26 protein-coding genes are annotated in these 25,543 nt (G+C 54.4%); 11 read left to right on the forward strand and 15 right to left on the reverse strand.

What is annotated here, in order from left to right; translation table 11 throughout:
• Positions 1-280: 280 nt before the first annotated feature.
• From nuoC to ndhC, 3 genes are read right to left on the reverse strand one after another with little or no spacing between them, the layout of a single operon-like run.
• Positions 281-2,071 (reverse strand): NADH-quinone oxidoreductase subunit C/D, encoded by a 1,791-nt coding sequence (nuoC, locus tag VEB01_RS06520; RefSeq protein WP_324873876.1) that lies wholly within the window; start codon positions 2,069-2,071, stop codon positions 281-283.
• Positions 2,072-2,080: 9 nt separating this feature from the next.
• A complete protein-coding gene (locus VEB01_RS06525) occupies positions 2,081-2,719 on the reverse strand; it encodes an NADH-quinone oxidoreductase subunit B (protein ID WP_324873878.1) in 639 nt (212 codons plus the stop codon).
• Positions 2,720-2,736: 17 nt separating this feature from the next.
• Entirely contained in the window at positions 2,737-3,150 is a 414-nt protein-coding gene (ndhC, locus tag VEB01_RS06530; RefSeq protein WP_324873880.1) for an NADH-quinone oxidoreductase subunit A, read from the reverse strand.
• A gap of 349 nt (positions 3,151-3,499) precedes the next feature.
• On the opposite strand from ndhC, the gene argS reads away from it, so the two are divergent.
• Positions 3,500-5,260, forward strand: a complete 1,761-nt coding sequence (argS, locus tag VEB01_RS06535) for an arginine--tRNA ligase (protein WP_324873882.1) — start codon at positions 3,500-3,502, stop codon at positions 5,258-5,260.
• A gap of 82 nt (positions 5,261-5,342) precedes the next feature.
• Complete coding sequence (locus tag VEB01_RS06540) at positions 5,343-5,927, forward strand: SPOR domain-containing protein (protein WP_324873884.1); 585 nt, start codon at positions 5,343-5,345, stop codon at positions 5,925-5,927.
• Between the two features lie 192 nt (positions 5,928-6,119).
• Here the strand turns inward: VEB01_RS06540 and hmuQ are convergent, their stop codons facing one another.
• From hmuQ to VEB01_RS06570, 6 genes are all read right to left on the reverse strand, one after another.
• Positions 6,120-6,422: a heme-degrading protein HmuQ gene (gene hmuQ / locus VEB01_RS06545; protein WP_324873886.1), complete on the reverse strand. Its 303-nt coding sequence runs from the start codon at positions 6,420-6,422 to the stop codon at positions 6,120-6,122.
• A gap of 42 nt (positions 6,423-6,464) precedes the next feature.
• Positions 6,465-7,829: a nucleotide 5'-monophosphate nucleosidase PpnN gene (gene ppnN / locus VEB01_RS06550; protein WP_324873888.1), complete on the reverse strand. Its 1,365-nt coding sequence runs from the start codon at positions 7,827-7,829 to the stop codon at positions 6,465-6,467.
• A 275-nt stretch (positions 7,830-8,104) separates the two neighbouring features.
• Positions 8,105-8,740: a uracil-DNA glycosylase family protein gene (locus VEB01_RS06555; RefSeq protein WP_324873889.1), complete on the reverse strand. Its 636-nt coding sequence runs from the start codon at positions 8,738-8,740 to the stop codon at positions 8,105-8,107.
• A gap of 13 nt (positions 8,741-8,753) precedes the next feature.
• Entirely contained in the window at positions 8,754-10,814 is a 2,061-nt protein-coding gene (mdoH, locus tag VEB01_RS06560) for a glucans biosynthesis glucosyltransferase MdoH (RefSeq protein WP_324873890.1), read from the reverse strand.
• Positions 10,815-10,831: 17 nt separating this feature from the next.
• On the reverse strand, positions 10,832-11,239 hold the full coding sequence (locus VEB01_RS06565; protein ID WP_324873892.1) for a hypothetical protein: 408 nt from the start codon (positions 11,237-11,239) through the stop codon (positions 10,832-10,834).
• Between the two features lie 89 nt (positions 11,240-11,328).
• On the reverse strand, positions 11,329-12,912 hold the full coding sequence (locus VEB01_RS06570; RefSeq protein ID WP_324873894.1) for an OpgD/OpgG family glucan biosynthesis protein: 1,584 nt from the start codon (positions 12,910-12,912) through the stop codon (positions 11,329-11,331).
• A gap of 591 nt (positions 12,913-13,503) precedes the next feature.
• On the opposite strand from VEB01_RS06570, the gene VEB01_RS23055 reads away from it, so the two are divergent.
• From VEB01_RS23055 to VEB01_RS06585, 4 genes are read left to right on the forward strand one after another with little or no spacing between them, the layout of a single operon-like run.
• The gene (locus VEB01_RS23055) at positions 13,504-13,674 is read left to right on the forward strand and encodes a hypothetical protein (RefSeq protein ID WP_414675422.1); all 171 of its coding nucleotides are present in this window, start codon (positions 13,504-13,506) and stop codon (positions 13,672-13,674) included.
• Between the two features lie 4 nt (positions 13,675-13,678).
• Positions 13,679-13,957: an HAD family hydrolase gene (locus tag VEB01_RS06575; protein ID WP_324873896.1), complete on the forward strand. Its 279-nt coding sequence runs from the start codon at positions 13,679-13,681 to the stop codon at positions 13,955-13,957.
• Between the two features lie 6 nt (positions 13,958-13,963).
• A complete protein-coding gene (locus VEB01_RS06580) occupies positions 13,964-14,227 on the forward strand; it encodes an HAD hydrolase-like protein (protein ID WP_324873897.1) in 264 nt (87 codons plus the stop codon).
• 12 nt (positions 14,228-14,239) lie between these two features.
• Entirely contained in the window at positions 14,240-14,734 is a 495-nt protein-coding gene (locus tag VEB01_RS06585) for a SixA phosphatase family protein (RefSeq protein ID WP_324873899.1), read from the forward strand.
• A gap of 189 nt (positions 14,735-14,923) precedes the next feature.
• Here VEB01_RS06585 and VEB01_RS06590 read toward each other — a convergent pair whose 3' ends face one another.
• The 6 genes from VEB01_RS06590 to VEB01_RS06615 all read right to left on the reverse strand — a co-directional run bounded on the left by VEB01_RS06590 (position 14,924) and on the right by VEB01_RS06615 (position 21,147).
• Positions 14,924-15,268: a hypothetical protein gene (locus tag VEB01_RS06590; RefSeq protein WP_324873901.1), complete on the reverse strand. Its 345-nt coding sequence runs from the start codon at positions 15,266-15,268 to the stop codon at positions 14,924-14,926.
• Positions 15,269-15,786: 518 nt separating this feature from the next.
• Positions 15,787-16,491 (reverse strand): C39 family peptidase, encoded by a 705-nt coding sequence (locus VEB01_RS06595; protein ID WP_324873903.1) that lies wholly within the window; start codon positions 16,489-16,491, stop codon positions 15,787-15,789.
• Positions 16,492-16,542: 51 nt separating this feature from the next.
• The gene (locus VEB01_RS06600) at positions 16,543-16,962 is read right to left on the reverse strand and encodes a hypothetical protein (RefSeq protein WP_324873905.1); all 420 of its coding nucleotides are present in this window, start codon (positions 16,960-16,962) and stop codon (positions 16,543-16,545) included.
• Between the two features lie 105 nt (positions 16,963-17,067).
• Entirely contained in the window at positions 17,068-17,364 is a 297-nt protein-coding gene (locus VEB01_RS06605; protein ID WP_324873906.1) for a hypothetical protein, read from the reverse strand.
• A 1,028-nt stretch (positions 17,365-18,392) separates the two neighbouring features.
• Entirely contained in the window at positions 18,393-19,748 is a 1,356-nt protein-coding gene (locus tag VEB01_RS06610) for a sigma-54 dependent transcriptional regulator (RefSeq protein ID WP_324873907.1), read from the reverse strand.
• Positions 19,749-19,950: 202 nt separating this feature from the next.
• Positions 19,951-21,147, reverse strand: coding sequence for a transporter (locus VEB01_RS06615; protein ID WP_324873908.1), 1,197 nt, complete (start codon positions 21,145-21,147; stop codon positions 19,951-19,953).
• A gap of 610 nt (positions 21,148-21,757) precedes the next feature.
• On the opposite strand from VEB01_RS06615, the gene VEB01_RS06620 reads away from it, so the two are divergent.
• The 5 genes from VEB01_RS06620 to VEB01_RS06640 all read left to right on the forward strand — a co-directional run bounded on the left by VEB01_RS06620 (position 21,758) and on the right by VEB01_RS06640 (position 25,524).
• Entirely contained in the window at positions 21,758-22,429 is a 672-nt protein-coding gene (locus tag VEB01_RS06620; protein ID WP_324873910.1) for a DUF2238 domain-containing protein, read from the forward strand.
• 59 nt (positions 22,430-22,488) lie between these two features.
• Entirely contained in the window at positions 22,489-23,172 is a 684-nt protein-coding gene (locus tag VEB01_RS06625) for a TIGR04283 family arsenosugar biosynthesis glycosyltransferase (RefSeq protein ID WP_324873912.1), read from the forward strand.
• Entirely contained in the window at positions 23,169-23,948 is a 780-nt protein-coding gene (locus tag VEB01_RS06630; RefSeq protein ID WP_324873913.1) for a sterol desaturase family protein, read from the forward strand. The genes VEB01_RS06625 and VEB01_RS06630 overlap by 4 nt, the downstream gene beginning before the upstream one ends.
• Before the next feature lie 308 nt (positions 23,949-24,256).
• Entirely contained in the window at positions 24,257-25,237 is a 981-nt protein-coding gene (gene dusB / locus VEB01_RS06635) for a tRNA dihydrouridine synthase DusB (RefSeq protein ID WP_324873915.1), read from the forward strand.
• The gene (locus VEB01_RS06640; protein ID WP_324873917.1) at positions 25,234-25,524 is read left to right on the forward strand and encodes a helix-turn-helix domain-containing protein; all 291 of its coding nucleotides are present in this window, start codon (positions 25,234-25,236) and stop codon (positions 25,522-25,524) included. The genes dusB and VEB01_RS06640 overlap by 4 nt, the downstream gene beginning before the upstream one ends.
• The last annotated feature ends 19 nt before the right edge of the window (positions 25,525-25,543 follow it).

The following is a 25,543-nucleotide window of genomic DNA, read 5'->3' on the forward strand; positions in this document are numbered from 1 at the left end:
AAAGGGCGCGCGAGGGATCGCGCGCGGCGACCGAGGGACAGGAAGTCCCTTCGGTCGCCGCCGGCTCAGGGCGAGAAGCACAGGGCTAAGCGTGTCATTCGGGTGCCTTTTTCTTTGGTTACTTTCTTTTGGGCAAGCAAAAGAAAGTAACCCGCGTGCGGGGCGGCCCCCCGCTTCAAAATCACCGGCAGCACCAGCTGCCACTACCCCAAACCCGCTGGCTAGACCGACATCCTCAACCTCCGCAAACAAGCCATTTAGAAACGTCATATTCCCCCCCTCACCTATCCACATCCGACATCACGAAATCGATGCTCCCCAAAATCGCGATGAGATCGGCGATCATGAGGCCCCGGCACATCAGGGGAATCATCTGGAGATGCGGGAATGACGACGTACGGATGCGGGTACGGTACGACATCGTGTTGCCGTCGCTGATGAGGTAATAGCGATAGAGCCCCTTGGTGCCCTCCACGCAGGCGGAGCCTTCCCCGGCCGGTATCACCGGCCCCCAGCTTACGTTCAGGAAGTGCTGGATCAGGGTCTCGATATCGTGCATCGTCCGCGCCTTGGGCGGAGGGGTCGTCAGCGGATGAAACGCCTTGTGGGGTCCCGATGGCATGTTGTTCAGGCATTGCTCGATGATCCTGAGGCTCTGCCGCATCTCTTCGACCCGCACCAGGCACCGGTCGTAGCAGTCCCCGTTTTTCCCCGACGGAACCTCGAAATCGAAATTCTCGTAGCCGGAATACGGACGCGCCTTGCGATAGTCCCATGCAAGGCCCGTGGCCCTTAACCCCGGCCCGGTCGCGCCCCAGTCGATCGCTTCCTTAGTGTTGTAAACCCCGATGCCTTGAGTGCGCCACTTGAGGATGCTGTTCGCCAGCACCATCTTGTCGTAATGGGCCAGCCGCTTCGGGAAATAGTCGATGAACTCCCGCACCTTCTTATCCCAGCCTTCGGGCAGATCCATTGCCGTGCCGCCGATGCGGAAGAAGCTGGAATGCATGCGCCCGCCCGTAATCGCCTCGATGATCTCGAACACCTCTTCGCGATCGGTGAACATGTAGAACACCGGCGACAGCTGTCCCACGTCCTGGGCAAAAGTGCCGTAGAAAAGCAGATGGTTGTTGATCCGGTAGAACTCCGAGATCATCACCCGAATCACTTGCGCCCTGGGCGGCACCTCGATACCGGCCATTTGTTCCAGCGCCATCACGTAAGGGAGGTTGTTCAGCGAGCCGCCGAGATAGTCCACCCGGTCGGTGTAAGGGATGTAGGTGTGCCAGGACTGGCGTTCTCCCATCTTCTCCGCGGCGCGATGGTGATAACCGATATCCGGCACGGCATCGACGATCTCTTCGCCGTCGAGCTGCAGGGCGATGCGGAACACGCCGTGCACGCTGGGATGATTGGGGCCGAGATTGAGGAACAGGAAATCACTGCTTTCGCCGGATCGCCGCATCCCCCATTCTTCGGGCACGAAACGCAAGGCTTCCTGTTCGACCTCCTGCCTTTCCTCGGGCAGCGTGAACCGGCCCATCTCGGTGGCGCGGGCCGGATGATCCTTGCGCAGCGGATACCCTTGCCAGGTGGGTGGCATCAGGATACGGCGGAGATTCGGATGCCCTTCGAAGCGAATCCCGAACATGTCGAAGACTTCGCGCTCGTACCAGTTGGCGTTGGGCCAGAGCGAGGCGATGCTCGGCACGGATAACCGGTTCTCGGATAGGGCGACCTTGAGGCGGATATCCTCGTTCCGCTCGAACGACAAGAGATGGTAGACCAGTGTGAAATCGCTGGCCGGGAGTCCCGGCCGGCGTTGGCGCAGGCGTTCGTCCATAGCGGTGAGATCGAACAGCATGGCGTAAGGCCGTTCGATCTCGCGCTTCAGATAAGTCAGGCAGTCGAGCAGACGGTCCTTGCTTACCCAAAGGGTCGGGATACCGTCATAGGTGGATTGAACGGTAAACTCGCCGTCCCCGAAACGGCTGCGGAGTTCCGCCACGACCGCGCCGGTATCCGGCCTTTCCGCCGTTGTTTCGTTGCGTTCGGTCGCCGTGGAAATCATCCCCGATACCTATGTGTGATCCGGACTGCGTAACTCGGTGGCCATTTTGCGCTCCGGGGTCTTGAGGTCTCGAAAGCTTTTGATCGGCGCCTTTTGAACACCCCCTTCGCCGACGACCCAGCCGAGCGGCCGTCTCTCCTTGCCGATGGCCTCCTGCAGCAGAATCAGGCCTTCGAGCAAGGCGTCCGGGCGCGGTGGGCAGCCCGGTACATACACGTCCACCGGAAGAAATTTGTCCACGCCCTGAACCACGCTGTAAACGTCGTACATTCCGCCCGAATTGGCGCACGAACCCATCGAAATCACCCAGCGCGGCTCCAGCAACTGCTCGTAAAGACGTTTGATCACCGGCGCCATTTTCATGAACACCGTGCCCGAGATCACGATCAAATCCGCCTGCCGAGGGCTGGCCCGTATTACTTCCGAGCCGAAACGAGCGATGTCGTAGCGGCTGGTGAAGGCGGTCGCCATCTCGACGTAACAGCAGGAAAGTCCGAAATTGAAAGGCCAGACCGAATTGGCTCGGCCCCAGGCGATCAAATCCTCCAGCTTCGCCATGAGCAGGTTCCGCCCCACGGCCTCCTCGTTGACCTGTTCGCCCGGGCGGGGCGCGGGGTCTGCGTCGGCTCTGGTAAGCGTCCACTCCATAAATACGTCCTCTATGTCTATGCCCGGAGTTGAGCATCCTGCAATTTTTGGCGCGCCGTACGCCAATCCAGGGCGCCGATCCTCCAGAGATAGATCAAAGCCGCCAGCAAGATACCGATAAATACCGACATCTCGACGTAGCCGACCCAGCCGGCCTCCCGGAACGCGACGGCCCAGGCGAAGATGAAAACGGACTCCAGGTCGAAGATCACGAAAAAGATCGCGACCGGATAGAACTGGATAGAGAGGCGCACATGGATGTCGCCTACCGGGACGACTCCGGATTCGAATTGCTCGCCGGTCGCGCGTCCACGGTGGCTCTGGGCCAGAACATACGGGATTGCCAACATCGCTGCCACCACGACGACCACCGCCGCGACATAAGCGATGAACGGCCAAAGATTGGATACCTGCACCAGATCGGCATTCATGCCGCACCTCCGGGTATGTTGCAGTGGACTGGAAGGGCAATCAAACTGACTGCAGATTAATCGGACAGACTATGACTGGCATATAAGGACAAATGCATAGTCCAAAAAAACCAATCGGGATGGCAGGGACATGATCGAGCGGAACGCGAAACAGGCGGACCTCCCATTTTTCCCGACGCCATCCTATCGGCACGCTCAGCGCGGAGAAGATGGGCCGGAAGGCTACGGCCGCAGAGTATTCGAGGCGAGGATGGGCAACCCGAGCGTTGAAGCCAGCACCCGCATTGCAAGCACGTCTACGATTTTAGGATAATAGCCGCTCATTTTTCCCGTCCTAGCCATTCCCCGCATGAAAAAACGTCTGGAGAGTCTGCTGCATAGCGCCGTTTCCGCATTGAAAGCGAATGGCGAGCTACCTGCCGATATTGATCCGGCCATTATGGTGGAGCGCGCCCGCGACGCCCAGCACGGGGATTTCGCCTCCAATCTGGCGATGACCCTGGGCAAAACCGCTCGCTGCAATCCCCGGCAATTGGCGGAAAAGATCATAGCGGCGTTACCCGAAGACAGCGTTATCGCCAAGCTTGAGGTCGCCGGCCCCGGATTCATAAACTTCTTCATCGACGCCAAAACCCAACATCAAATCATCGGCGAGATCCACGAGGCCGGACACGAGTTCGGTCAGAGCGTCGTCGGAGCGGGCCGAAAGGTGCAGGTGGAATTCGTTTCGGCCAATCCGACCGGCCCTTTGCATGTGGGACACGGCCGCGGCGCGGCTTACGGTGCGGTGGTGGCGAACCTGTTGGCCGCCGCCGGGTTCGAGGTACACCGCGAATACTACGTAAATGACGCCGGTCGGCAGATGGATATTCTGGCCGCCAGCGTCTGGCTCCGTTACCTGGAGGAATGCGGCGAAGTGTTGACCTTCCCGAGCAACGGCTATCGCGGCGAATACGTACGCACGGTCGCTTGGGAATTGCACAAGCAGGCAGGGGAGAAATTCAGGCGATCGGCGTCCGAGGTCATGGCGGACATGCCACCGGACGAGCCCCAGGGCGGCGATAAAGAAATTCATATCGACGCGTTGGTAGCACGGGCCAAGTCGCTGCTGGGCGTCGAAGGTTACCGGACCGTGTTCGACGCTGGCCTCGACAGCATCCTCGATGACATTCGCCAAGATCTGGAGGAGTTCGGGGTTCGCTACGACGAATGGTTTTCCGAACGCAGCCTTACCGACGCCGGGGCGGTCGAAAGATCGCTCGAAAAACTTCGAGAAGCGGGTTATCTATACGAGAAAGACGGTGCGATCTGGTTCGCCTCAAGCCGGCTGGGGGACGAAAAAGACCGGGTGGTGGTTCGGGAGAACGGTCAGATGACCTATTTCGCGTCCGACATCGCTTACCACTTGAACAAGCTGGAGCGCGGTTTCGACCAAATCATCAACATCTGGGGCGCCGACCACCACGGCTATATTCCCCGCGTCAAAGCCGCCATCGAAGCTTTGGGGGGCGACCCCAAACGGCTCGACGTGCTGTTGGTCCAGTTCGCGGTTCTTTATCGCGGCGAGGAAAGAGTCCAGATGTCCACCCGCTCCGGGGAATTCGTAACGCTCCGGCAGCTTCGCAACGAAGTGGGCAAGGACGCCGCCCGCTTCTTCTACGTCATGCGAAAATCCGACCAGCACATGGATTTCGACCTGAAGCTGGCCACATCAAGGACCAACGAAAACCCGGTCTATTATGTGCAATACGCTCACGCGCGGATTTGCAGCGTATTTCGGCAACTGGACGAAAAAGGCTGGGAGCGCAATCTCGTCGGCGGCATGAAGCATCTGGAGCTATTGACCGAGGCGCACGAGTTGGCTCTGGTCAACACGCTGTCTCGTTATCCCGAGGTTGTGGAGCAATCGGCACTGCAGCACGAACCGCATCATCTGGTGCACTATCTACGCGAGCTGGCGTACGAATTCCACACCTATTACAACGCCCATCAGTTCCTGGTGGAAGATGCGGCGTTGCGGGACGCCCGCCTGAACCTGATTGCCGCCGTGAGACAGGTGATCGGCAATGGTTTAAACCTACTGGACGTTTCCGCGCCCGAAGCGATGTAAAGGCATGTCCAAGGACTATAAACACAGGATTCCGGGATATCGAAAACGCAGCCCCCAAATTCCGAGGCGGTGGGGAATTGCGGTGGCCGGCATAGTCGGCGCGATCGGTCTCGTCGTGTACTTTTTCTCAGGCGCCGATGGAGAGGAAAACCCTAAGGTACCCGAAACTGTGACCCTGCCGGCGCCCTCACCCCAAGTCGCCGCCGTAAATCCAGACGCCGGAAAGACGAGTCAGCCGGAGAAAGAGACGAAACAAAACAGCCGGGGTAAGGACAAAACCGACAAGAAACCGGAGCAAAAACCCCAACCGACCAAGCCGCGGGAGCCGCGGTTTACCTTTTACAAAATCCTCCCTGAAAAAGAAGTCATCATTCCTGAAAGCGAGATCAAAACCATCAAGCGGGAGGAAAGCCGGGGAAATAAGCCCACCGCGGCGCTTTATCTGGTGCAAGCCGGATCTTTTGACAATCTACAGAATGCCGAACAACTGAAGGCCGACTTGGCCAAGATCAAGATCAAGGCCAAGGTCGAAATGATCGAGATTGAAAATTCCGCCTGGTATCGCGTCAAGATCGGTCCTTATGCCACACTGGCCGACGCCGACAAGATTAGGGCATACCTGCGCAAGAAAGACATCGACAGCATTGTGCAGAAAGCGGCGAAATAAAGTCCCCTCTTCACCGCTCAAGCGGTTCGACGACTCGAGCCTCAAGCCTTGCGGCGGTCCAATGGAGGCTCAAACAGCCGATTAGAGCGTTTTCTGGTTTGGTATAGCATCCGCGATGGCGGACGCTATACCTCTGCCCCGTGAGGGCGGCTTCCTAATTCGCGCCGCCGCCACGCTGCAGCGAACAATGCTCTAAAGTACGACCTCGAATCCCTCGAATTGAGGGTGCCCAAGGTAGAGTCCTTTGCTTCCACCCGCGCTGGAGTGAGCCTTCCGAAAAGCCTCCGACCGTGTCCAGACTTCGAAAGCCTCCTTCGACTCCCAAATCGAATGGGAGGCGAATAGCGTGTGCTCTTCGTTGGTCGGACCTTGTAGCAGATGAAACTCACGGAACCCCGGAACTTCATCCAAATACGTTTCACGATTCCGCCATATTGCAACGAACTCGCTCTCCTTCCCTAAAGCGATCTTGAATCGGTTCATAGCGATGAACATTTTGGGCTCACACCTCTAAAGCAGTTATTTCCTAGTAATGAATTACGCTACCAACCGGTAACAGGGCTCGTAACGCACGCCGGGCAGCTTCATGCGGCCTTGTGCGACGAAAGCCGCCAACAGCTCGTCCAGAGGCTTTAGAACCGCCGAATCGCCTTGTAACTCGAAAGGCCCATGCTCCTCGATGGCTCGAATGCCTTCCGCTTTCACGTTTCCGGCCACGATTCCGGAAAAGGCTCGGCGCAGGTTGGCCGCCAAATGGTGGGCTTCCTGCTGTCGATGCAGTTCCAAGGCCGTCATATTTTGATGCGTGGGCAGAAAAGGCATTTGAAACTGCTGCTCGATTTTGAGCAGCCAATTAAAGTAGTAAGCGTCGCCGTTTTGCTTTCGGAATTCCCGCACCAGGCTGATTCCTTCTTTCATTTCCCGGGCTACTCCGGCGGGATCATCGATGATGATCCGATAGCATCGGCGCACTTCCCGACCGATTGTCGAGGTCAGAAACCGGTCTATCAGCTCGAAATAGCCGGCACACTCGGCAGGCCCCGTTAAAATCACCGGGAACGGTAAATTCTTGTTGTCGGGATGGAGCAAAATCCCGAGGAGGTGGAGAATCTCCTCGGCCGTGCCGACACCACCGGGAAAGATGATAATACCGTGCCCGAGCCTGACGAACGCTTCCAGGCGTTTTTCGATGTCCGGCATGATAACCAGTTCGTTGACGATGGGATTGGGCGGTTCCGCCGCGATGATTCCCGGCTCCGAAACACCCACATAACGGGCATCATGGATGCGTTGTTTGGCGTGGCCGATGGTGGCGCCTTTCATCGGTCCTTTCATGGCTCCCGGACCGCACCCGGTACAAACGTGGAGCCCCCGCAATCCCAGCTCATGGCCCACCTCCTTCGTGTAATCGTACTCTTCCCGGCTGATCGAGTGCCCTCCCCAGCACACGACTAAATTCGGACTTGCTTCCGTTATCAGACAGCCGGCGTTGCGCAGGATATGGAAGACCGCGCTGGTGACATCTTCCGACTTGCTCAGGTTGAATGCCGGGTTCGATACGATTTCCGAACCGGTGAAAACAATATCCCGAAGCACCGAAAACAGATGCTCCCGTATGCCTTTGACCATTTCGCCGTCGACGAAAGCCGAGACCGGTGCATTCAGCACCTCCAACTTAATGCCGCGCTGTTGTTGCAGTACACGAATGTCAAACTCTTTGTGTTGCTCAAGCACCAGCTTGCTGTCATCGACGGCACTGCCGCAATTCAAAACCGCCAGCGAGCAACGGCGGAAAAGCTGATGAAGGCCACCCTGGCTGGTATCGAGCAACTTCGCCACTTCCAGTTTGGACAATACCTCCAGAGCGCCTTCCGGCCTTACCTGAGCGTTGATTGTTTGCATCGGTATTCCTTATGTTGAATCTTCCATTGATTCGTAGTGAGAATTCTGTCGCACTTCTTAGAAGAAGATATTCACAGAATCTGTGGATAAGTTTGTGGAGAGCAGATCTAAAATTCCCTTGAAGCCCCGCGATTCCTGAAGTTTCTTTAATTTGACAAAATCCTTTTCAAGCCAAAATATGCGATTAATCAATAAGTTGAAAAAATCACAAAAACCGACTACCAGCGCGGCGAGAAATTGACAACCAATGCATCCGTGTGTGCATAACTTTTGCGTTACGTCAAAAATCCATCACTTGAACCCCGACATACCTCGCCCCAGGCGGGATGCCCGTGGATCAGCCTTAATGCATTGTACAGTAAGGTTTTACCGGGCTCTCGACGGTGCCAGGTCGAGGCTCCGGATGGGTGAGGCAAGGGTATCACATCTGCGTCTAGACCTTCCCGACGAAGCTCATGCCGGAGTCCAATCACCTGATCCAGCCTATCCGCGACGAGAATCTGACGTATCGCGAGCTTGCCGACCGGAATAATAAGCTTGGGTCTGAGAAGCCGAAGCTCGGCATTCAGCCAATCAGCGCAATGGGCAATCTCCTCGGGAGCCGGAACCCGATCGCCGCCTTTCGGGTTTTTGCCGGGAAAGCAGCGGCAGACCGCCGCCATGTAGACATTGCGGCGAAAGTCGTCTTCGCCTATGCCTATCTCGGCAAACCACTTGAAGAGGGTTTTTCCTGCCGTCCATGCAAAAGGTTTTCCGAATTGCCCCTCCTTGGCGCCCGGCGCCTGGCCGATGAGAACCACCGGCGACAACACGGCGTGGCCCATTACCACCGGCCCGATCATCCCGGTGCAGCGCACGCATGTCTTCAAGGTCTCCTGATGGAGGATTAATGAACGTAGCCGCTCGTTCATGGGCGGTCGCTGCTCAGGACGGCTGAGAGCTATCCTTATCCTTCCGGCTCCAGGCCAAGGTATGCAAACGCATCAGTGTCTCCGGATCGGAAATCAAGGTGCGCTTGTCGGCGGCGGAGAGAGTTTCCGACCCCTCTTCCACCAATTGATACACCAAAGCGCGCAACTGGTGGCGCTGGCGTTTTTTGACCGGACGATTAGGCAGAAGCGCGAGATGCAAGGAACATGCACCCGGGTCGGCAACGTTCAACTCGCCTTCATTTTGCGCGCCCGCTTGCTCGGCTCGAGCGAGGTTTTCCTGAAGCAGTTCGACTACACGCGGCGCCCTGTATTCTTCCGGGGTCACAAAAAATCCGAGTTTACGGGCAAGCAAGCCTACTTTTGTGCTGCTGGAAAGAATCGAAATGGGTATGGCGAGAACCAACCCGGCCAAGACCGGTATCAGCCACAGGAAAAAGTCAGGCACATACTCATAGCTCAGCCACCCGGCTCCCAATCCGGTCAACGTCTGCCCGCCGTGAGCAAGCGTCGCTTCCTTAAGGCTCAAACGGTGATCGCCGCGATTTTGCGGAGGCCAACCGACGCTGCGGCGCAACAAAATGGCTACGACGAATTTACTCTGGTACAGCATGAGCACCGGCGCCGTAAGCATTGAAAAAACGCTTTCGAAGAAAACGCTGAGAGCGGCCCGGATCACGCCGCCATAGCTCCTGATCATTTTGGGGCGCGTCAGGAGCAACAAGAAACTCCAGAATTTCGGCAGAAACAACATGGCCAGCGTCACGAGCAGCACCGTCGTCATCTCGACGGTATAAGACTCGGGCCAGACCGGAAAAATATTATCGCCGAAGAAATAAACCGGCATAGTTTGGCTCTGCACGTACGCCTCAAAGCCGGTCAATACTAAAAACAACAGCCACAGCGGCGAAGAAAGATACGACATGATGCCCATTAGGAAATATAAGCGGCTAAGCCCGGACAAGCCGCGGGCGAAAACCATGCGCAAATGCTGTAGATTGCCCTGGCACCAGCGCCGATCGCGCTTGGCATAATCGATCAGTGTAGGCGGCAACTCCTCGTAGCTGCCCTTAAGGTCAGCCGCCAGCCACACCTCCCAACCGGCCTTACGCAACAACGTGGCTTCAACGAAGTCATGGCTCAAAATCTCGCCGCCGAAAGGCTCCCGCCCCGGCAACTTTGGCAGACCGCAATGCTTAACGAAGGGCTGCATCCGGATAATGGCATTGTGCCCCCAATAATTGCTGCCCGAAAGCTGCCAAAAATTGATTCCCGCAATGAAGATATCGCTGTACAGGCTGCTGGCGAACTGTAGGATACGGGCGAACAACGATTTATGGTTCACGGGCAGCGGCGGCGACTGAATCAGGGCAACCCGGGGATGAGCCTCCATCAGGTCCACCATTTTCACGAGTGTCTCACCGGCCATAAGGCTATCGGCATCCAGCACGATCATGTAGCGGTAACGGCCGCCCCAGCGCCGGCAAAAGTCTTCGATATTGCCGCTCTTACGGGCGATGTTCTTCTCACGATTGCGGTAAAAGATTTTGCCGTGCGCATTGAAGTCACGGCACATGTGATACCAATTTACCTCTTCCTGCATCCAGGTATCGGGATCGCGGGTATCGCTGAGGATGAACAGTTCGAACTCGTCCGCACGACCGGTTTCGCGCAGCGATTGATAAATCGCCCGGAGCCCTGCGAATACCCGCACCGGATCTTCGTTATAGATCGGCATCACCAGCGCGGTGCGCGCCGGCTCTTGGTCGGACATCGTGTCCACGTTCAGGGCCAACCTCGTGATCGAGCGCTTATCGCCCCCCCGAATCAAGCACCAGAATCCAAGCGTAGCGGTCCAGAAGGAAGTGCTGACCCATAGAATCAGCAAGGTATAGAGCACGAGCAGCACAATCTCCTGCGGCGTAATTCCATTCTGCAGGAAAGCGCTCGTTATCATGGCAAGCGCCGCGAAGGCCGTTAGGGTCACTAGAATAAAGAAAAATGTTCGCCGTATAGTGCGGACATAGCCCGGCAATGCGCTGGCATGGGAAGACATATTCAAAGATGTAACGGTTAACTGCGTTGATGAGTCGATTTGAACAGCCAAAATCTCAGCGGCTGTTCGGCCATAGAAATATGGTCCTCTGGCGGCGTGGGACGAGGCAGAATTTCTCTTAGCATTTCACCGCTCTCCGGCGACTGGTCCGGATTTCCGAACAGGGCATCGCCGGCTAACGGGCTGCCGGTCAACAGCAAGGCCGCACGCGCCGCCGCTATGGGATGAGTATCTTTGGACGGAGACAAACGCATGGTGCGTGCCAAGGCATGGTCGAAACGCCGTTGAGCCTCTTCTACCGCGCGCCTTAGCAACTCGTCTCCAGCCCCCCGCCCCACCCGGCGCTGGGCCCGGTTCAGACAATCGTCGGCTAACTCGTCAACGAGACTCTGCTGAGACAAGCCGAGACTCCGCAAATAGGCCATGACTCGCTCCTTGATCCCAGGAGGCCATGATTGCGAAGCAGGCTCCGGATCACCGGGAGTGATCATCTCTTCTAAAATCCGCACTTGATTCATCGACGATTCCACTGGTAAACCCACGTTTCGGTGAGCGCATCCTTGCCGGATTTCAACATCGCACGCAACTCAATTGGGTCTTTGTCCTTTTCCGGCTCCAATTCAAAACACAGACGCCAGTTGCCATTTTCTCCGTTTTTCTGAACCACGGTATTGGTAATCTTACCGGCGGAAGCACCCACCTCGGCTTCAACCGCGGCCTTATCGCTGAGCAATTTGAGCGTGGGGCTGGCAAACTCGACCATGAATTTACGGTTTGGGCTATCCGGAGCCACAGCACCAATGCGCGTGGCTACGACTTTGCCGCCACCCGGCGCGGTGAACTCGTCCAACTCGAAATGCAAACGATAGCTGTACGTGTATTCCTTGCCTTCCCCGGTCGGCTGGTCAGGCACCCAAAAAGCGACGATATTGTCGTACTTCTCCGCGTCGCTCGGGATTTCGATCAAGTAAACCGCGCCGGGTCCCCAATCGCCCAAGGCTTCGATCCAGGCACTGGGGCGCCGGTGATAGCTGGCTTCCAAGTCTTGGTAATGGTCGAAGTCACGGTCCCTTGTCATCAGCCCGAAACCCGCAGGCTTTGTATCTTTGAAGACGCTGATGCGAAGCTGGCGCGGATTGTTGAGCGGACGCCATACCCATTCTCCTGTGCTTCTTCCAATCAAAAGCCCGTCGGAATCGTGCACCTCGGGGCGGAAGTCATCCATAAAACGATCGGTGTTCTCGCCATGGAAAAACATGCTGGTCAGCGGCGCAAGTCCAATCCGTTCGATGCTCTGGCGAAAATAAAGATGATTCGTCACATCCATCGTCAAATCAAGGCCGGGATGAATGACGAAACGATATGCGCCGGTTACCCTCTGGCTGTCCAAGAGGGCGTACACCGTGAGCGAACTCGCGTCCTTAGCCGGCTTTTCGATCCAAAACTCCCTAAAAATCGGAAACTCTTCCGCCTTCGGCAAACCGGTGTCGATAGCCAACCCGCGCGCGGACAAGCCGTATACCTGCCCCAGCCCAACCGCGCGGAAATAACTAGCGCCCAGGAAAACGGCGATCTCGTCGATGACGTCGTCCTTCCGTAAAGGATGGTGGAAACGCAGGCCGGCGAATCCAAGATCCGCAGGAAGGGGGTTGAGAAATTGATTCTTGCCGAAATCGAACAGTTCCGGCGAATACGCTAGCCGCGTGGCGTTTCCATGGTCCACGATATTAATGACCACGCGATCCTTGAACATAAAGCCGCGATGGAATGCCTGAATTTGAAAGGGCAAAGCCTCATCGCGCCAGAGGGCTTTTTCGGGTTTATACCGAATATCGCGGTATTGATCGTAGTCCAGCTTGGTCAGAAACTCAGGCATCCCGGCTTCATCGCGCATATAAGGCTTACGGGCTAACTCCTTTGCCTTTTGCTCCACATCCGAGAATTCAAAAGGTTTCGCGGGCGCTTTGTCCGCCGGGGGTGTAGCCGGTGCGGTCGGTGCTGGAACTGCGGGTGGCGGCGCCGGCTTGCCAGGCTCGGCCAGCGTATCATTGAAAAATAAAGGAAACAGAAGGACGACGATCCAGCTTCGAAAGCTCACAGTGTTTTTTTCCTCGGAAACTCAGTAACCAAATTTTGTGCTAATGATCAGGCTTAGATCTCTCATACGCTCACATGCAATTCTCTTACCCGCCGGGACAAAAGCTCGGGCAAATTAGGCCTAAATAGCAAAACCCACAACATTGTCAAGGTATTACCAAATGACAAACACTCCGGGAATATGCCCTTAATCGCCCCCGTGATTGAGTATTACGGCTTTTGCTTGAAATATGGGCGTGTTAAAACAATGAACTATTTCAAATACGGCTCGGTCGGAACCTTGGGGTCATGAAAGAGAATAAGAACGCGGCGGAAACACGCAATTTAAACACAGTATAACCTGCCGGCGCATAACGAAGAATCATCTCGTCAACGCATCGCCCACGCTCTTTCATCGAGAACTTGCCTAAGTTATACCGCTTGTGCGGGGAGGATCAATTCATGAAAATGTTCCGCTCGAACTTGAGAGTTAAGCGATGCCTAAGCCTGCGTTCTTGCTCGACATGGACGGCATACTCTATCGCGGCGACCGCGCAATCCCCGGAGCGGGGACTTTTCTCCGCGATATCTCCGATTTTCCTTATTTGCTAATTTGCTAATCACCAACAATTCCTCGACGACTCCCGATGCGTTGGCTAATAAACTGGCAAAGCTCGGCTTTCCGGAGATCGATCCCGCAAAAATATTGACGTCTGCGATCGCCACAGCGGCGTTTTTGCAAGCCGAAAAGCCCGGCTTTAGTTATTTTCTCGGTCGGCGGTAGCGGCTTGCGTGAAGCTCTCCGCCAGCACGGAATAGAAGATGCCACTGAACCCGATTATGCAATCGTCGGCGAAGGTCAAGGTCTCACCTATGAAACCCTGACTTTAGGTATTAACCGATTGGTCTTCGGACAGGCGAAGTTGATCGGTACCAATCCCGACCCCGTTCTCGACGGAACCTGGAACGGCCAAGACATCGTGTTGCCCGGTGGCGGCGCCCTGATTGCGCCGTTTGCCGCGGCCACCGGAGTGGAGCCCTTGTTCATAGGCAAGCCGGAACGCTGACTGTTTTTGGAAGCGCTGCGCCGATTGGATCGACTGACGGGCGAGGCGATCATGATCGGAGACCGCCCGGATACCGATATCAAAGGCGCCGCCCAACTGGGTATCGTAACCGTCCTGGTGCGCATCGGGCAGTTTTCGCCGGGCACGCCTTACCCCGATGGCTTGCCCAAACCCGATTTCGACGTTAAATCGTTAAATGACTTGAACCTTGACCAAGCACTACAGACAGTGCGCGAAAGGCAAACCCGGAGTTCCGGATTTATCGCTTGAGCAGTCACCGTCATGAAAAACTTAATCGTCATCCGCCACGCCAAATCCAGCTGGGACACACCGTCGCTAGCCGACATCGATTGCCCCCTGAACAACCGGGGCAAACGCGATGCGCCATTCATGGGCAGCCTGTTGAAATTCCGAAATCTCGAACCGGATTTGATCGTGACCAGCCCGGCCGGACGCGCTCTCGAAACCGCCAAGCTGATCGCGAAAGCAGTAGGTTATGAAAGCGAAGCGATTACCATGCGCGACAGCATTTACCTGCAGGAGGCACCGGCGTTAATCGAGTTGATTCGGTCTATTGAAGATACCCATAACCGGGTCTACCTGATCGGCCATAATCCCCACCTCACCGAACTGGTTAATCGGCTGACCGGCGAAAGCATCGGCAATATTCCCACCTGCGGAACCGCGTCTATCGAGTTCCAAGTGGATTCCTGGGCCTACATCATGGAAGGGAGCGGTCGACTTGCTTTTTTCGACTATCCCAAACGACACCTATAATTGCCTGAGGACCCGTCGAATCAAGTCCACCGAATATATCCCTGTGGGCTCCGTAATGCCCCTTCAGCCTTTGCCGTTATTCGCTCTTTCGAGCATCGCCGACATCCAAATCCATTACGGAGCCACAACAGAGACGCCACGGGAGTGGTTCCGGTAACTCTTATTTAAGCCCGAAACCGAACCGTTCTTCTAAAACCAACTCCAATTCGAGTTATTTCGCCCAATCTGCTGGGTGAGGTTTAAGAATTGGGTCACATCACCACCAGCGATGCCAGTCTGAACAACGACGGCAATGTTTTGCGCAAAATTTATCGTCACATCTTGGCCTATTCGTCTAAACAAACCATCGTACCTCATGGCACCGCCTTCGACACCGGAAAGCCGATCATCTGCCATTGAGATAAGAGAATTTTCATGGTGTGAGTGGGATAGATTGGCAAGGGCATGGAATCCGGCCTCCACTTCGGTGGCCATTCCAGGAGTAACGATTAAACTGAGCGTCAGACCGATAATGAAAGAAATCCAGCTTTTCATAAGAACTCCTAAAAACGATCGTCCTTTACAGTTTTTCAGCAGAAACCCGGAAATCCGAAGAACGTCCGGTTTTCCACTGCTCCTAACATGGGTCAACTTGTGCTCGTCCGCCAAGCGGCGTCTCAACCCTAGCACGCAGGATACGGCTTCGGCGCCAGGGTCTTGGGTAGCGGCAGCCGCCATTTAACGGATGTTCACGGAGATTAGAGGCCCACGATCCTGCTGCCGGAGTGCTCCAAGCACTCTGAATACGCGGGGGTATTCAAAAGCGGCAGATGGACCCGTATAGCAAGGCAAAACTTGGGCCATGACATTAATGACCCAAATAATCAATGACTTGGTATAAGTGCTAAGCAGGCATAAATTAAACTGTAAAAAAAGCTGACGCCAAAGCTGACCGGCCGAGCAGGGAAACTGCCGGAATTGCTGCCGATGGAAGCTGGAAAAGCGCAAAGTCCCACTCAGGCCTTTTTTATCAAGATTGTTACGAAATGAAGCGTAAGCAATCGCGGTCCGTTCTAACGAGGTAGTGTTCTGATAGCAAGATTGGTAGTCGCAGCGGCCCTAACATCGGCCCGTTCCGCAGAATCTGGCAACTGCACTTCAGGATAGTCTAGCGCCCGGTTCAGAGCTAGCGGATACGAGACCAGTTGCTCTTCCCCGGCTTTTCCCAACACGAATACGACGCCACCGTACTCGTCTTTGAAGCGCGACATCGTCATTCGAAGATTGCCGCGCGAAGGATCGGCAAGGTAAACCTTGTCGCCGGCTATACCGCGCAATATCGCGAAATGGTGGTACTCGAACGGGTGCACATACACAAGAACGGGCGCGACAAGCTGCCTAAGCTGATCAATCGTTAACTCAAACCCCGCTGCGCGGTAGCCTTTTTCCATGGCCACCTTCTTGAGGTCAAGCAACGAAAAACCAATCCGCTTTTTGTGCGCCCATTGCGCTTCACTCAAATTAGCAAGAAGTGTGTTAAGCCGAGTAAGTATTTCCTTCTCGGTAACATCTTCTCCATAGTAATATCGCAGAAGGGTTGCCAAAGCCGCGGCACCACAGGAGTAGTCGAGATTTTGCTTGACGACATACCTATCACGCAATTCTTTTAAGGTATGCCGCTTTACACCCGGAGCAGCTCCATTTTCAGCCAAACCCACATTGCTCGTAAAAGCGTGCAATATCAGCACGCCCCCCAATAACCGCCATAACTTTGCCATTCGTTTCCCTACTTTCAAGTCCGATGCATATACCAGCCTATATCCTAAAGATCACCGGACGATTTGATTGCTGTGAATACTAGAGCACGCCGGTCCGTCACAAACATAACGATAATAAGACCCGCTTCCATCAAGGTTGATCACATGGGTTAGACCATCTCCATTCGCAGCATTCGCGGCCCCCACTTGTCTCATAACATCTTGCACGATAGCTTCCGCCTGCGCCCACGTGCTGCTCGGGATAACCGGCGCGCCCTCTAAGCCGAAGCGCCCTAAAATCTGGGAAATCAAGGCAGCGATATCTAATCCTCCATCGATACTGGCGAGTTTGCCGTCCTCCAGAGACTTAAACGATGATTGTTCCTCCGTTAACAATTTGTCAAGAGCGTGGAACGTGGGTTCAGCGTAGGCGGAGGTTGCAGATAACAGAACGAGCGGTAGTATGCCACCACATACGAATACCTTTTTCATGACTGCCTCCAATATTCCTTGCATTATTTTAAACTCCAATCGGCACTCGATCTTAGGGAAGGCGGAAGCAAAGATGCCCTTTACTTCCGCCTAAACCAACGATCGTTACTTTTTAACGTAGTTTACGGACACGGCAAAATTACCGTCTCCAATCTGTTGCGTGATGTTTGCCTGATTAATTACATCACCGTAGTAAGAAGCGCCAAATTGCCAAATATCGGCTTTCTGCTTATTGAAACTAAATTTGTTAAAGGCAAAACCACCTTCGACGGCGCCAAGATTTTCCTCGGCCATGGGCTTGAGGTTCGAAGCCCCGCCCAGAGCGTGGAAATCGTTATCCGCCAAAGCCGGACCTGCAACCATAACGGAGGATAATACTGCACCTAATACATAAGATTTCATAGCTCGACTCCTTTCTGTGTCTTGCATTAGCAACTCTATCCTTACTGTCGCGCCGACTTTCTAGCGGCGCGAAAGCAAGATTGCGTTTAAGCAAATTCCCTTTTGCTCCGGTCGCTTCCTTACGACCGATAGTGATGAAGCAGATTGCGTGCCATATTTCAAACAAAACCCGAACGAAAATCATAAGAACATGTTTTTTATAACATTTTATTTGGATCAGATGCGCTCATAGCTTCCGAAGCGATGTTTGGCTAACCCTGAATGCTCTTATCGTCCAAAAAAGGACGAAAATTATTAACTTTTTGAAATAAGCACCAAAGGATTTCTTATTGACTTACCAGATACAACCACTGCGATATTGCCAATACCGGCCAAATCAATCGATTATTCAGCATAGTATTAGCCAGATTTAAGATTCCATCAATGCCAGGCTTATTAAGATCAATATACAATAAGCCATGCTACTTATACTGAACATCCATTAACTTTTTGTTAATGATTTAATCGATCAAACCGAGCCCCCTTTCCAAGTTGCTGATTATATTTAGTAAAAACGGTTTTCAGATGTTTAATATCCTGAAAAAGTGGATATCGATAAATTACAAAACATTGCCAGCGATGGAGTCAGAAGGTAGGCATTCATGACATTGAAGAACGTCAACAATAATGGGTCACCAAATTACCATTCCGTTCTGACGTCAAAGAGCCGGAATTCAGGATTTTTTAACCAATCGGCATCAGGCAGGATCTAATTGAGGAATTGAGATTTACGCCCATGATCAGAATAACAAACCATGTACGACTCAATTACGGGTTTTAGAGCAGTAGGAAACCCAAATAGCGTCACTGATAATTTGCAAGGAAACCTCAGATAATTTCCGAGCCGATGGGGTACCGTATTTATTCCAAATATCCCGAGTCCTCAAGAATCCGGGGTCCTAGTGACTACGCTTTCTATGGAGCCAAGATCAGACGCAGCCTATGGATTCCAGTGCATTACTGGAATCCATAGGCTGCAGTAACGGCGACTATTTGTGAACTTTGATCGCGTGCTTCTTGATCAAACGATAAAGGGTAACATGGGACACTCCGAGGAGCCGAGCAGCCGCCAATACACTGTCACCAGCCTGGGCCAACGCCCGGTTCAGTATGTCTTTTTCCGCCTGCTCCTTGGCTGCTTTCAAGCTCAACGAAAAAGGTTGCGGCGAGTATTCCTCCAAGCCGAGATCGACGGGCGTGATGCAAAGATCTTCACACATCACCAGTGCACGCTCTACACGGTTCTTTAACTCGCGCACGTTTCCCGGCCAACTGTAATGACGCATGGCCTTTAAGGCCCGGCGGCTGAACTGTCTCGCCTTACAGGCGTTTTCCTTTTTGAAATTATTGAGAAAGTGCTCCGCAAGTACTTCGATGTCGTAAGCCCGTTCTCGCAGCGGCGGCATGGGAATTCTTAGGACGTTTAGCCGGTAATAGAGGTCTTCTCTAAAGCGGCCTTCACGAACGGCCTCCTCGAGATCGACGTGGGTGGCGGAAATAATTCTCACATCGACGGCAATCTCTTCGTGACCACCCACTCGATAAATGGTTTTCTGCTGGAGAAAGCGAAGAAGATTGGCCTGCAAATCGAGCGGCAGTTCACCCATTTCATCAAGAAAGAGAGTGCCTCCTCCGGCTTTCTCGATTAACCCCGGTTTACGCTGGTGCGCACCGGTAAAAGCTCCTTTTTCGTAACCGAAGAGTTCCGACTGGATCAAATTAGGCGGCAAAGCCGCACAATTGACAGCGACAAACGGGCCATCGGCGCGCGGCGAATGATTGTGTATGGCTAACGCAGCCAGTTCCTTGCCGGTACCGCTCTCCCCAGTGATCAAGACCGGTAAATCGTAAGATAAGACTTTGTCGATTCCATGGAGCACCCGCATCATGGCCGGGCTTGACCCTATCAGCTCATACCTGCTGATCCATTCGTCTTCGCGGGAGAATGCTCTTCTCTTGACCCCCGCCATTCCGGAGGCATGGCCGAGGGTAATCCGCAATCGATCGGCATCGAAGGGTAAGGTGTGATAATCGTGGAAATATTCGGCAATAAGCTGACAGACGGCCTCATTTTGCATAGAGGCGGAAGAAACTAACGCCACCCATTGTATCGATGATCCCTCGGGATAATAAAAAATATCCCCGATAGCGCCTCGGAAAAACGTCTCGTCGAATGGTTCGAATTGAACGAGCCCGACATCGAACTTGTGCGTGCTTATTAGATTTCGAGCTTTTACGGGATCGGACGTTATATGAACTTTTCCTTTCACCACGCTCTTAAGGGGCCAAACGGTATTGCCCTCTTCGGCTTTCGGGGCAAGATAAAGGATGCTCACTCTTTCCATGCATTCTTCCTAACTTGCGATCCTTGCAAGTCTTGGCTAAGCAAAAGCGCTGGAGTATCGATCGTTCAATCTAACAAAGGCCAGTCCTTTCATGTACTTTTTGCCCAGTTTGGACTGTCGGAGCAAATCCCGAAATTCTGCTATGCGATTTGCTCGTCACCTCCCGTTTTCGAAAAAAAGATGCGCCTTGATTTAAATTTGTTTATCTCAAGAACGGCAACGGATATTGCTCGTCAAACCGATACGGAACATTGATGCCCGCAAAGAAATCGGTAGCTTCGTCGGTTAGGCCGAAGGCTACGAAAGGCTCCACGAACACGCGCTTAGCCACCTGTATAGTAACGGCGAAGTTGAGCGAATGAAGATCCCTGCCGGAACCGGGGAATTCCCCGAAATCCTCGAATTCCGTCCGCATCACTGCGGCGCCGGTTAATGATGTGGAGAAGCTAACCCGGTCATTCAAGGAGAACCCCATACCGAGGGAATAAAGAACTTGGTCTCCGGGGTCTACGCCGCTCTTCTCGAGGACGGCGTTATAGCCTAGGGACCCGAAGAGAACCACCGGATCTATAGTCTTGACGAGAGACACGGCAGCTCCGACATTCCAAAAGCCGGTCCCCAAAATCCTGTTCACATCGCCGGTATCCGATTTGACGTTCAGACTTAGAGTCGTTTCCGGCATAAAGCCCTCTTCATGCCAAGCCCCCCATCGCAGACTGCCGCTGACATCTCCCAGCCCGGAGTTATCGTTGCGGTCGAAGCGCTGGGGAGGATTAGTCAAAATTCGCGTCGTATTCGGGTCCACCTGCTGATCGGAAAAGGCAAACGGAACCGATATATCCAGCTCAAGATCATCGATCAAGCCGTACCGGAACAGAACGCCGGTACCTGCCGTTCTGGTCTCGAGTTTCACCGGCGGCACTTCCACGGTATCGTGGGAATAGGAAGCACTGAATTCGACCTGTAGATCGCCTTTTTTGAACAAGACCTTCTGCGATCTCAGGAATTGATCGAGCTCCAACCTGGACTCCTCGGCCTCTTTCTCCCGATCGCCCTCTTGCAATCCCATTTCGGGCGGCTTTTTTTTCGGAGCCGGGGGAGCGGCTTCCGCTTGTGCCGTTGCGGTCTTCTCCTCCTCCTTTCTTTCAGGCGTTTTTGCCGGCGCTTCCGGAGCTTTTAGTGCTTGCGCCGGCTTCAACTGCTCTCGCGCCCGCGCGTCATTTTCCATGAGACTCTGAACCTGCGCCTTCAGCGCTTCAACTTCCTGCTTCAGTTTTTCGTATTCGCCTCTGGGTACGGTATCCCGAACGGCTGACTTCGCGCGGGCATAGGAAACGCCGCTACCCACGAGCGTAAGAAAGAGCACCCCATGAATGAGCACCAGGCATTTTTTTATCATTGTCACGTCCTTGTTTGTTGCCAATTGCTAAGTCAGCAGGGGTCGTTGATGGAACAACACCGGATAGAACTTCTCTCAATGGTTCGAAACAACACGCTCGGTGCGCCAGCGGGACGGCCGGAAGCGGTCTATCGGCAATACATCAGCCATAGCGCGATTGCCTCCGATAAGCCAGGCTTATGAAAGGCTCGCACTTCAGACCAGTGTTTTCAGGGGGCGTGCGCCGACGTTCATCGATAGCCGATCGATGCCGCAAAAAGGACTGGGATAATGGGGTAAGTACCGATGAAGTACCGACTATTGTGCACAGCGCGATGGCCTTGAATGCCCAATCCGGCCGGATTGAGGGCTTGAAGTACACTATGCCTCCTCCTTGAGTTCGATACCGCCGCGACACGGCACGGCATTTCTGCGAAGTGTCTGGATTTAAGTCGCTTAGAGCAAACTCGTAAGCCGTTGTAAAGACTACTCGTCGATCAGTGGTTAGTCAACGTTTATCCGATGAAAAATGAGCTGTCTAACGTCCATGCGCCCCAGTCGGGATTGGCTCTGCAAATCTGTAAATAAGAACAATAGGAAAGAGATCTGACTGTCTCTGAAACTTGACCAGATGCGCTCGGTTTTGGGCTCATGGCAGACTTTTGATCTAGGATATATCTCCCAAGAAACCACCGGAGATATCAGCCCCTTGCTCAAAGTCTTCATTTTGGCGTTTGTTGCCGCGTTAGCTTGGTCGGCGATTCAGCCATACAGCTATATCGCCTGGATTTTAGATGCGATTCCCGCCTTGGCCGCGTTCGTTGTTGTGATGATTACGCACCGCTACTTCCCGCTCACGCCTTTGGCTAATGGCTTAGTCCTGGTTTTGTGCCTGCTGATTCTCGTCGGTGCCCATTACTCGTTTGGCAAAGTCCCTTTTTTCGATTGGCTCAAACCGCTATTCGGAAGCGAACGAAACAATTTCGACAAGCTGGCTCACTTTTTTCAAGGATTTTCGCCCGCGATGGTTTTGCGGGAAGTTTTCATTCGCTTTGACGTCTTTCGGGACCGGCGCTGGCTAGTCGCAATCGTCCCATCCCTGTGTCTTGCGCTCAGCGCAGCTTATGAGTTGATCGAATGGGCCGTTGCCGTGATCTCGAGAGACGGCGCTCAAGATTTCCTGGCGATTCAAGGTGATCTTTGGGATGCGCAGTCCGACATGGCTTTGGCTGTAACTGGAGCCTTAATTTCGCTTGCGTTGTTGAGCCCGTGGCATGATAGGCAAATTGATCGGATCAACTGATGCTTCAGTCCTGGCCCTAGAAAAACCCACCGTCCCGTGATACCCGTTACGGAATGCTTATGAAAATCCGGTTATCGATCATTATTCCCGTGCTGAACGAGGCAAGCGTTATCACGGAAGCTTTAACCCGGCTGCAGCCGCTAAGGAATCAAGGAACTGAAGTCGTCGTTGTCGATGGAGGAAGCACGGACGGGAGTCAGAACCTGGCCCTTGAGCTGGCGTCACGGTTTGTACGGACCTCTAAAGGACGAGCCGAGCAGATGAACGCGGGCGCTAAGATAGCGACGGGCGACTATCTGCTATTCCTTCATATCGACACCCAACTTCCGGAGAATGCCGACCTCGCGTTAGCGAAAGTTTTCGAGGCGGGTGCCGAATGGGGACGTTTCGACGTGCGGCTGTCCGGGAATCAGCCGCTACTTCGGATGGTCGAAACGCTGATGAACCGGCGTTCCCGATTGACCGGCATCGCGACGGGAGATCAGGCTATATTCGTGCGGCGGGACGCGTTCGAACGCATCGGCGGCTTTTCGGAGATGCCGCTAATGGAGGATATTGCTCTGAGCAAACAGTTGAAACACATTGCTCGCCCCGTCTGCCTTCGAGAGCGGGTGATCACGTCCAGCCGGCGATGGGAACGGAACGGAATACTGCGTACGATCCTCCTCATGTGGAGGCTGCGACTGCTCTACTTTCTCGGGACCGATCCGGCCAGGTTAGCCACTTTGTATTACCGCCCATGACTGAGCCGTTCATCCGCCTTGTTTTCTTTCTCGGCACGCTTGGCCTGATGCTGTTGTGGGAATGGCGGCGGCCCTTCCGAAAGTTTCCCGAAGGCAAAACACGCCGGCTCGCCAGACACCTCGGTCTGATGATCCTCAACTCCGGCATCGCGCGTATCTTGAGCGGCGGTGGCGCGTATTTCGCCGCCGCGTTCGCATTCGAAAGGCACTGGGGCTTGCTCAACCAATTCGCCTTACCTTACGGGTTGTCCTTCGTCCTGGCGCTGATCCTGCTCGATTTCGCCATTTATCTTCAACACGTGGCCTTTCATCGAGTTCCGCTGTTCTGGCGGCTGCATAAGATCCATCATCTCGACCTCGGCTTCGATACGACCACGGCCATACGCTTTCATCCCTTGGAGATCGTGCTGTCCACCTACTACAAAATGGCTTTGGCCATTGGCTTCGGATTGTTGCCACAAGCCGTTCTGGTCTTCGAGATACTCTTGAACGCCTGTGCCTTGTTCAATCACGGGAATGCGCGCCTTCCGGGCTCTTGGGAGAGGACAATCCGCCTGTTTCTCATCACTCCCGACATGCACCGCATTCACCATTCGAGCTACAGGCTGGAAACGGACAGCAACTTCGGATTTTCCGTGCCGTTTTGGGACAAACTGTGCGGCACCTATTGCAAGAGGCCGCATCTGGGGCACGAAGGCATGGAAATCGGCCTTAAAGAGCAACGCGATCCCAAACTGCTAGACTTTTGGCGGCTGTTGGTCTTGCCGTTTCGTTAAACCATGCCGGATTGCCGCTTTCCGCTCGCCACTGTGGCTATCACGACTAAAGCGCCGATTCCGGACCGGATTGAAACCCGGCTGATTCCCGTTCTACGAACGCACGGGGCACGGCTGCATACCGCCCTGCGCCTTACTACCGTCGGTGAGATGTGTACTGACGGTGGTCGGAACGGTCTTCCTCGTGGAATGTCGACCGTCCCGAAGGCTTGCGGCAGCTTGAAAGCCTAGGCTTACACGACAGAAAAACCTTTGCGTCCGCACCGTGAATCCGGCTAGACTTTTGCGCCCTCAACAGGCTCACCACTATGCATATCGGCCCGTATCGATTGGTTAACCGCTTGATTCTGGCCCCCATGGCCGGCGTAACCGACCGCCCCTTCCGAACGCTATGCCGTCGCTACGGCGCCGCTCTTGCTGTTTCGGAAATGGTGTCCGCCAATCCCGCCCTGCGCAACGATCGCAAGACCTTGCGACGGAGCGATCACGCTGGAGAACCGGAACCCCGGGCCGTGCAGATCCTCGGCAACGATCCGAAGGCTATGGCCGAGGCGGCGCGGATTAACGTAGATCGCGGGGCACAGATCATCGACATCAATATGGGCTGCCCAGCCAAAAAGGTATGCAACAAGGCTGCCGGATCAGCGCTCCTTAAAGACGAGCTTCTAGTCGGGCGGATTTTGGAAACGGTGGTCGGAGCGACAACCGTACCGGTCACGCTGAAAATACGCACCGGATGGGATCCCGAGCAGCGTAATGCCGCAATTATTGCCAAAATCGCCGAGAGCTCGGGCATCCGCGCCATTACGGTTCATGGGCGCACCCGCGCTTGCGGCTTTTCCGGTCACGCCGAATATCTTACAATTCAAGAGGTCAAACAGACCGTCAGCATCCCCGTGATCGCCAATGGCGATATCGATACGCCGGAAAAAGCGGCGGCCGTCCTTGAAATCACCGGCGCCGATGCCGTCATGATCGGCCGAGCCACCCTCGGAAACCCTTGGCTGTTTCGCCGTATCGACAATTTCCTTCGCGGAAACGGCGAGTCCGGGTCGCCCGAAGCCAAGGAAATACGGGATGTCATTGTGGAGCATCTTGGCGAGCTTTATGCATTCTACGGCGAGCATCTCGGAGTGCGTATCGCGCGGAAGCACGTCGGTTGGTACCTGAGCCACCTTTCCTACCCGCCGGATTTCGGGACGCTATTCAACGCACAAGATTGTGCGGGTCGGCAACTGGACTTGATCAACCTACTGTTTAACGAAGAAAGTCGGAAATTGGCTGCATGAAAGCACACGCAAGGAATATCGAAGCACTGCCCGGTGCCGTCGAGTTTGAAACAGACGTCACTCTGCTTTTGAGCGATCACGTACGCATGACTTTAAGGCGCTACTTCGCGCAGCTCGATGGGCATGAGGCAACGGATCTCTATACCATGGTCATCAGCGAAGTAGAAAAACCCTTGATTGAAACCGTATTGGAGCAATGCGGTCATAACCAGAGCAAGGCGGCGCTGGTACTCGGCGTGAGCCGCAGCACCTTGCGCAAGAAGATGCTTCAGTACGGCATCGAGTAGTCTTTTTTCGCCTTTTTCA

It is taken from the genome of Methylocaldum sp. (genome assembly GCF_035627495.1).
In the GTDB taxonomy this organism is placed as follows: domain Bacteria; phylum Pseudomonadota; class Gammaproteobacteria; order Methylococcales; family Methylococcaceae; genus Methylocaldum.

What these genes read in the sequence shown, in the direction of transcription:
- VEB01_RS06625 (WP_324873912.1), top strand. Translation starts at nt 22,489, where the DNA reads ATGAAAATCCGGTTATCGATCATTATTCCCGTGCTGAACGAGGCAAGC.
- VEB01_RS06595 (WP_324873903.1), bottom strand. Translation starts at nt 16,491, where the DNA reads ATGGCAAAGTTATGGCGGTTATTGGGGGGCGTGCTGATATTGCACGCT.
- VEB01_RS06620 (WP_324873910.1), top strand. Translation starts at nt 21,758, where the DNA reads ATGCGCTCGGTTTTGGGCTCATGGCAGACTTTTGATCTAGGATATATC.
- ndhC (WP_324873880.1), bottom strand. Translation starts at nt 3,150, where the DNA reads ATGAATGCCGATCTGGTGCAGGTATCCAATCTTTGGCCGTTCATCGCT.
- VEB01_RS06590 (WP_324873901.1), bottom strand. Translation starts at nt 15,268, where the DNA reads ATGAAAAGCTGGATTTCTTTCATTATCGGTCTGACGCTCAGTTTAATC.
- VEB01_RS06610 (WP_324873907.1), bottom strand. Translation starts at nt 19,748, where the DNA reads ATGGAAAGAGTGAGCATCCTTTATCTTGCCCCGAAAGCCGAAGAGGGC.
- VEB01_RS06605 (WP_324873906.1), bottom strand. Translation starts at nt 17,364, where the DNA reads ATGAAATCTTATGTATTAGGTGCAGTATTATCCTCCGTTATGGTTGCA.
- VEB01_RS06565 (WP_324873892.1), bottom strand. Translation starts at nt 11,239, where the DNA reads ATGGCCTATTTGCGGAGTCTCGGCTTGTCTCAGCAGAGTCTCGTTGAC.
- nuoC (WP_324873876.1), bottom strand. Translation starts at nt 2,071, where the DNA reads ATGATTTCCACGGCGACCGAACGCAACGAAACAACGGCGGAAAGGCCG.
- hmuQ (WP_324873886.1), bottom strand. Translation starts at nt 6,422, where the DNA reads ATGTTCATCGCTATGAACCGATTCAAGATCGCTTTAGGGAAGGAGAGC.
- VEB01_RS06585 (WP_324873899.1), top strand. Translation starts at nt 14,240, where the DNA reads ATGAAAAACTTAATCGTCATCCGCCACGCCAAATCCAGCTGGGACACA.
- mdoH (WP_324873890.1), bottom strand. Translation starts at nt 10,814, where the DNA reads ATGTCTTCCCATGCCAGCGCATTGCCGGGCTATGTCCGCACTATACGG.
- VEB01_RS06615 (WP_324873908.1), bottom strand. Translation starts at nt 21,147, where the DNA reads ATGATAAAAAAATGCCTGGTGCTCATTCATGGGGTGCTCTTTCTTACG.
- VEB01_RS06630 (WP_324873913.1), top strand. Translation starts at nt 23,169, where the DNA reads ATGACTGAGCCGTTCATCCGCCTTGTTTTCTTTCTCGGCACGCTTGGC.
- VEB01_RS06600 (WP_324873905.1), bottom strand. Translation starts at nt 16,962, where the DNA reads ATGAAAAAGGTATTCGTATGTGGTGGCATACTACCGCTCGTTCTGTTA.
- argS (WP_324873882.1), top strand. Translation starts at nt 3,500, where the DNA reads ATGAAAAAACGTCTGGAGAGTCTGCTGCATAGCGCCGTTTCCGCATTG.
- ppnN (WP_324873888.1), bottom strand. Translation starts at nt 7,829, where the DNA reads ATGCAAACAATCAACGCTCAGGTAAGGCCGGAAGGCGCTCTGGAGGTA.
- VEB01_RS06640 (WP_324873917.1), top strand. Translation starts at nt 25,234, where the DNA reads ATGAAAGCACACGCAAGGAATATCGAAGCACTGCCCGGTGCCGTCGAG.
- dusB (WP_324873915.1), top strand. Translation starts at nt 24,257, where the DNA reads ATGCATATCGGCCCGTATCGATTGGTTAACCGCTTGATTCTGGCCCCC.
- VEB01_RS06555 (WP_324873889.1), bottom strand. Translation starts at nt 8,740, where the DNA reads ATGAACGAGCGGCTACGTTCATTAATCCTCCATCAGGAGACCTTGAAG.
- VEB01_RS06525 (WP_324873878.1), bottom strand. Translation starts at nt 2,719, where the DNA reads ATGGAGTGGACGCTTACCAGAGCCGACGCAGACCCCGCGCCCCGCCCG.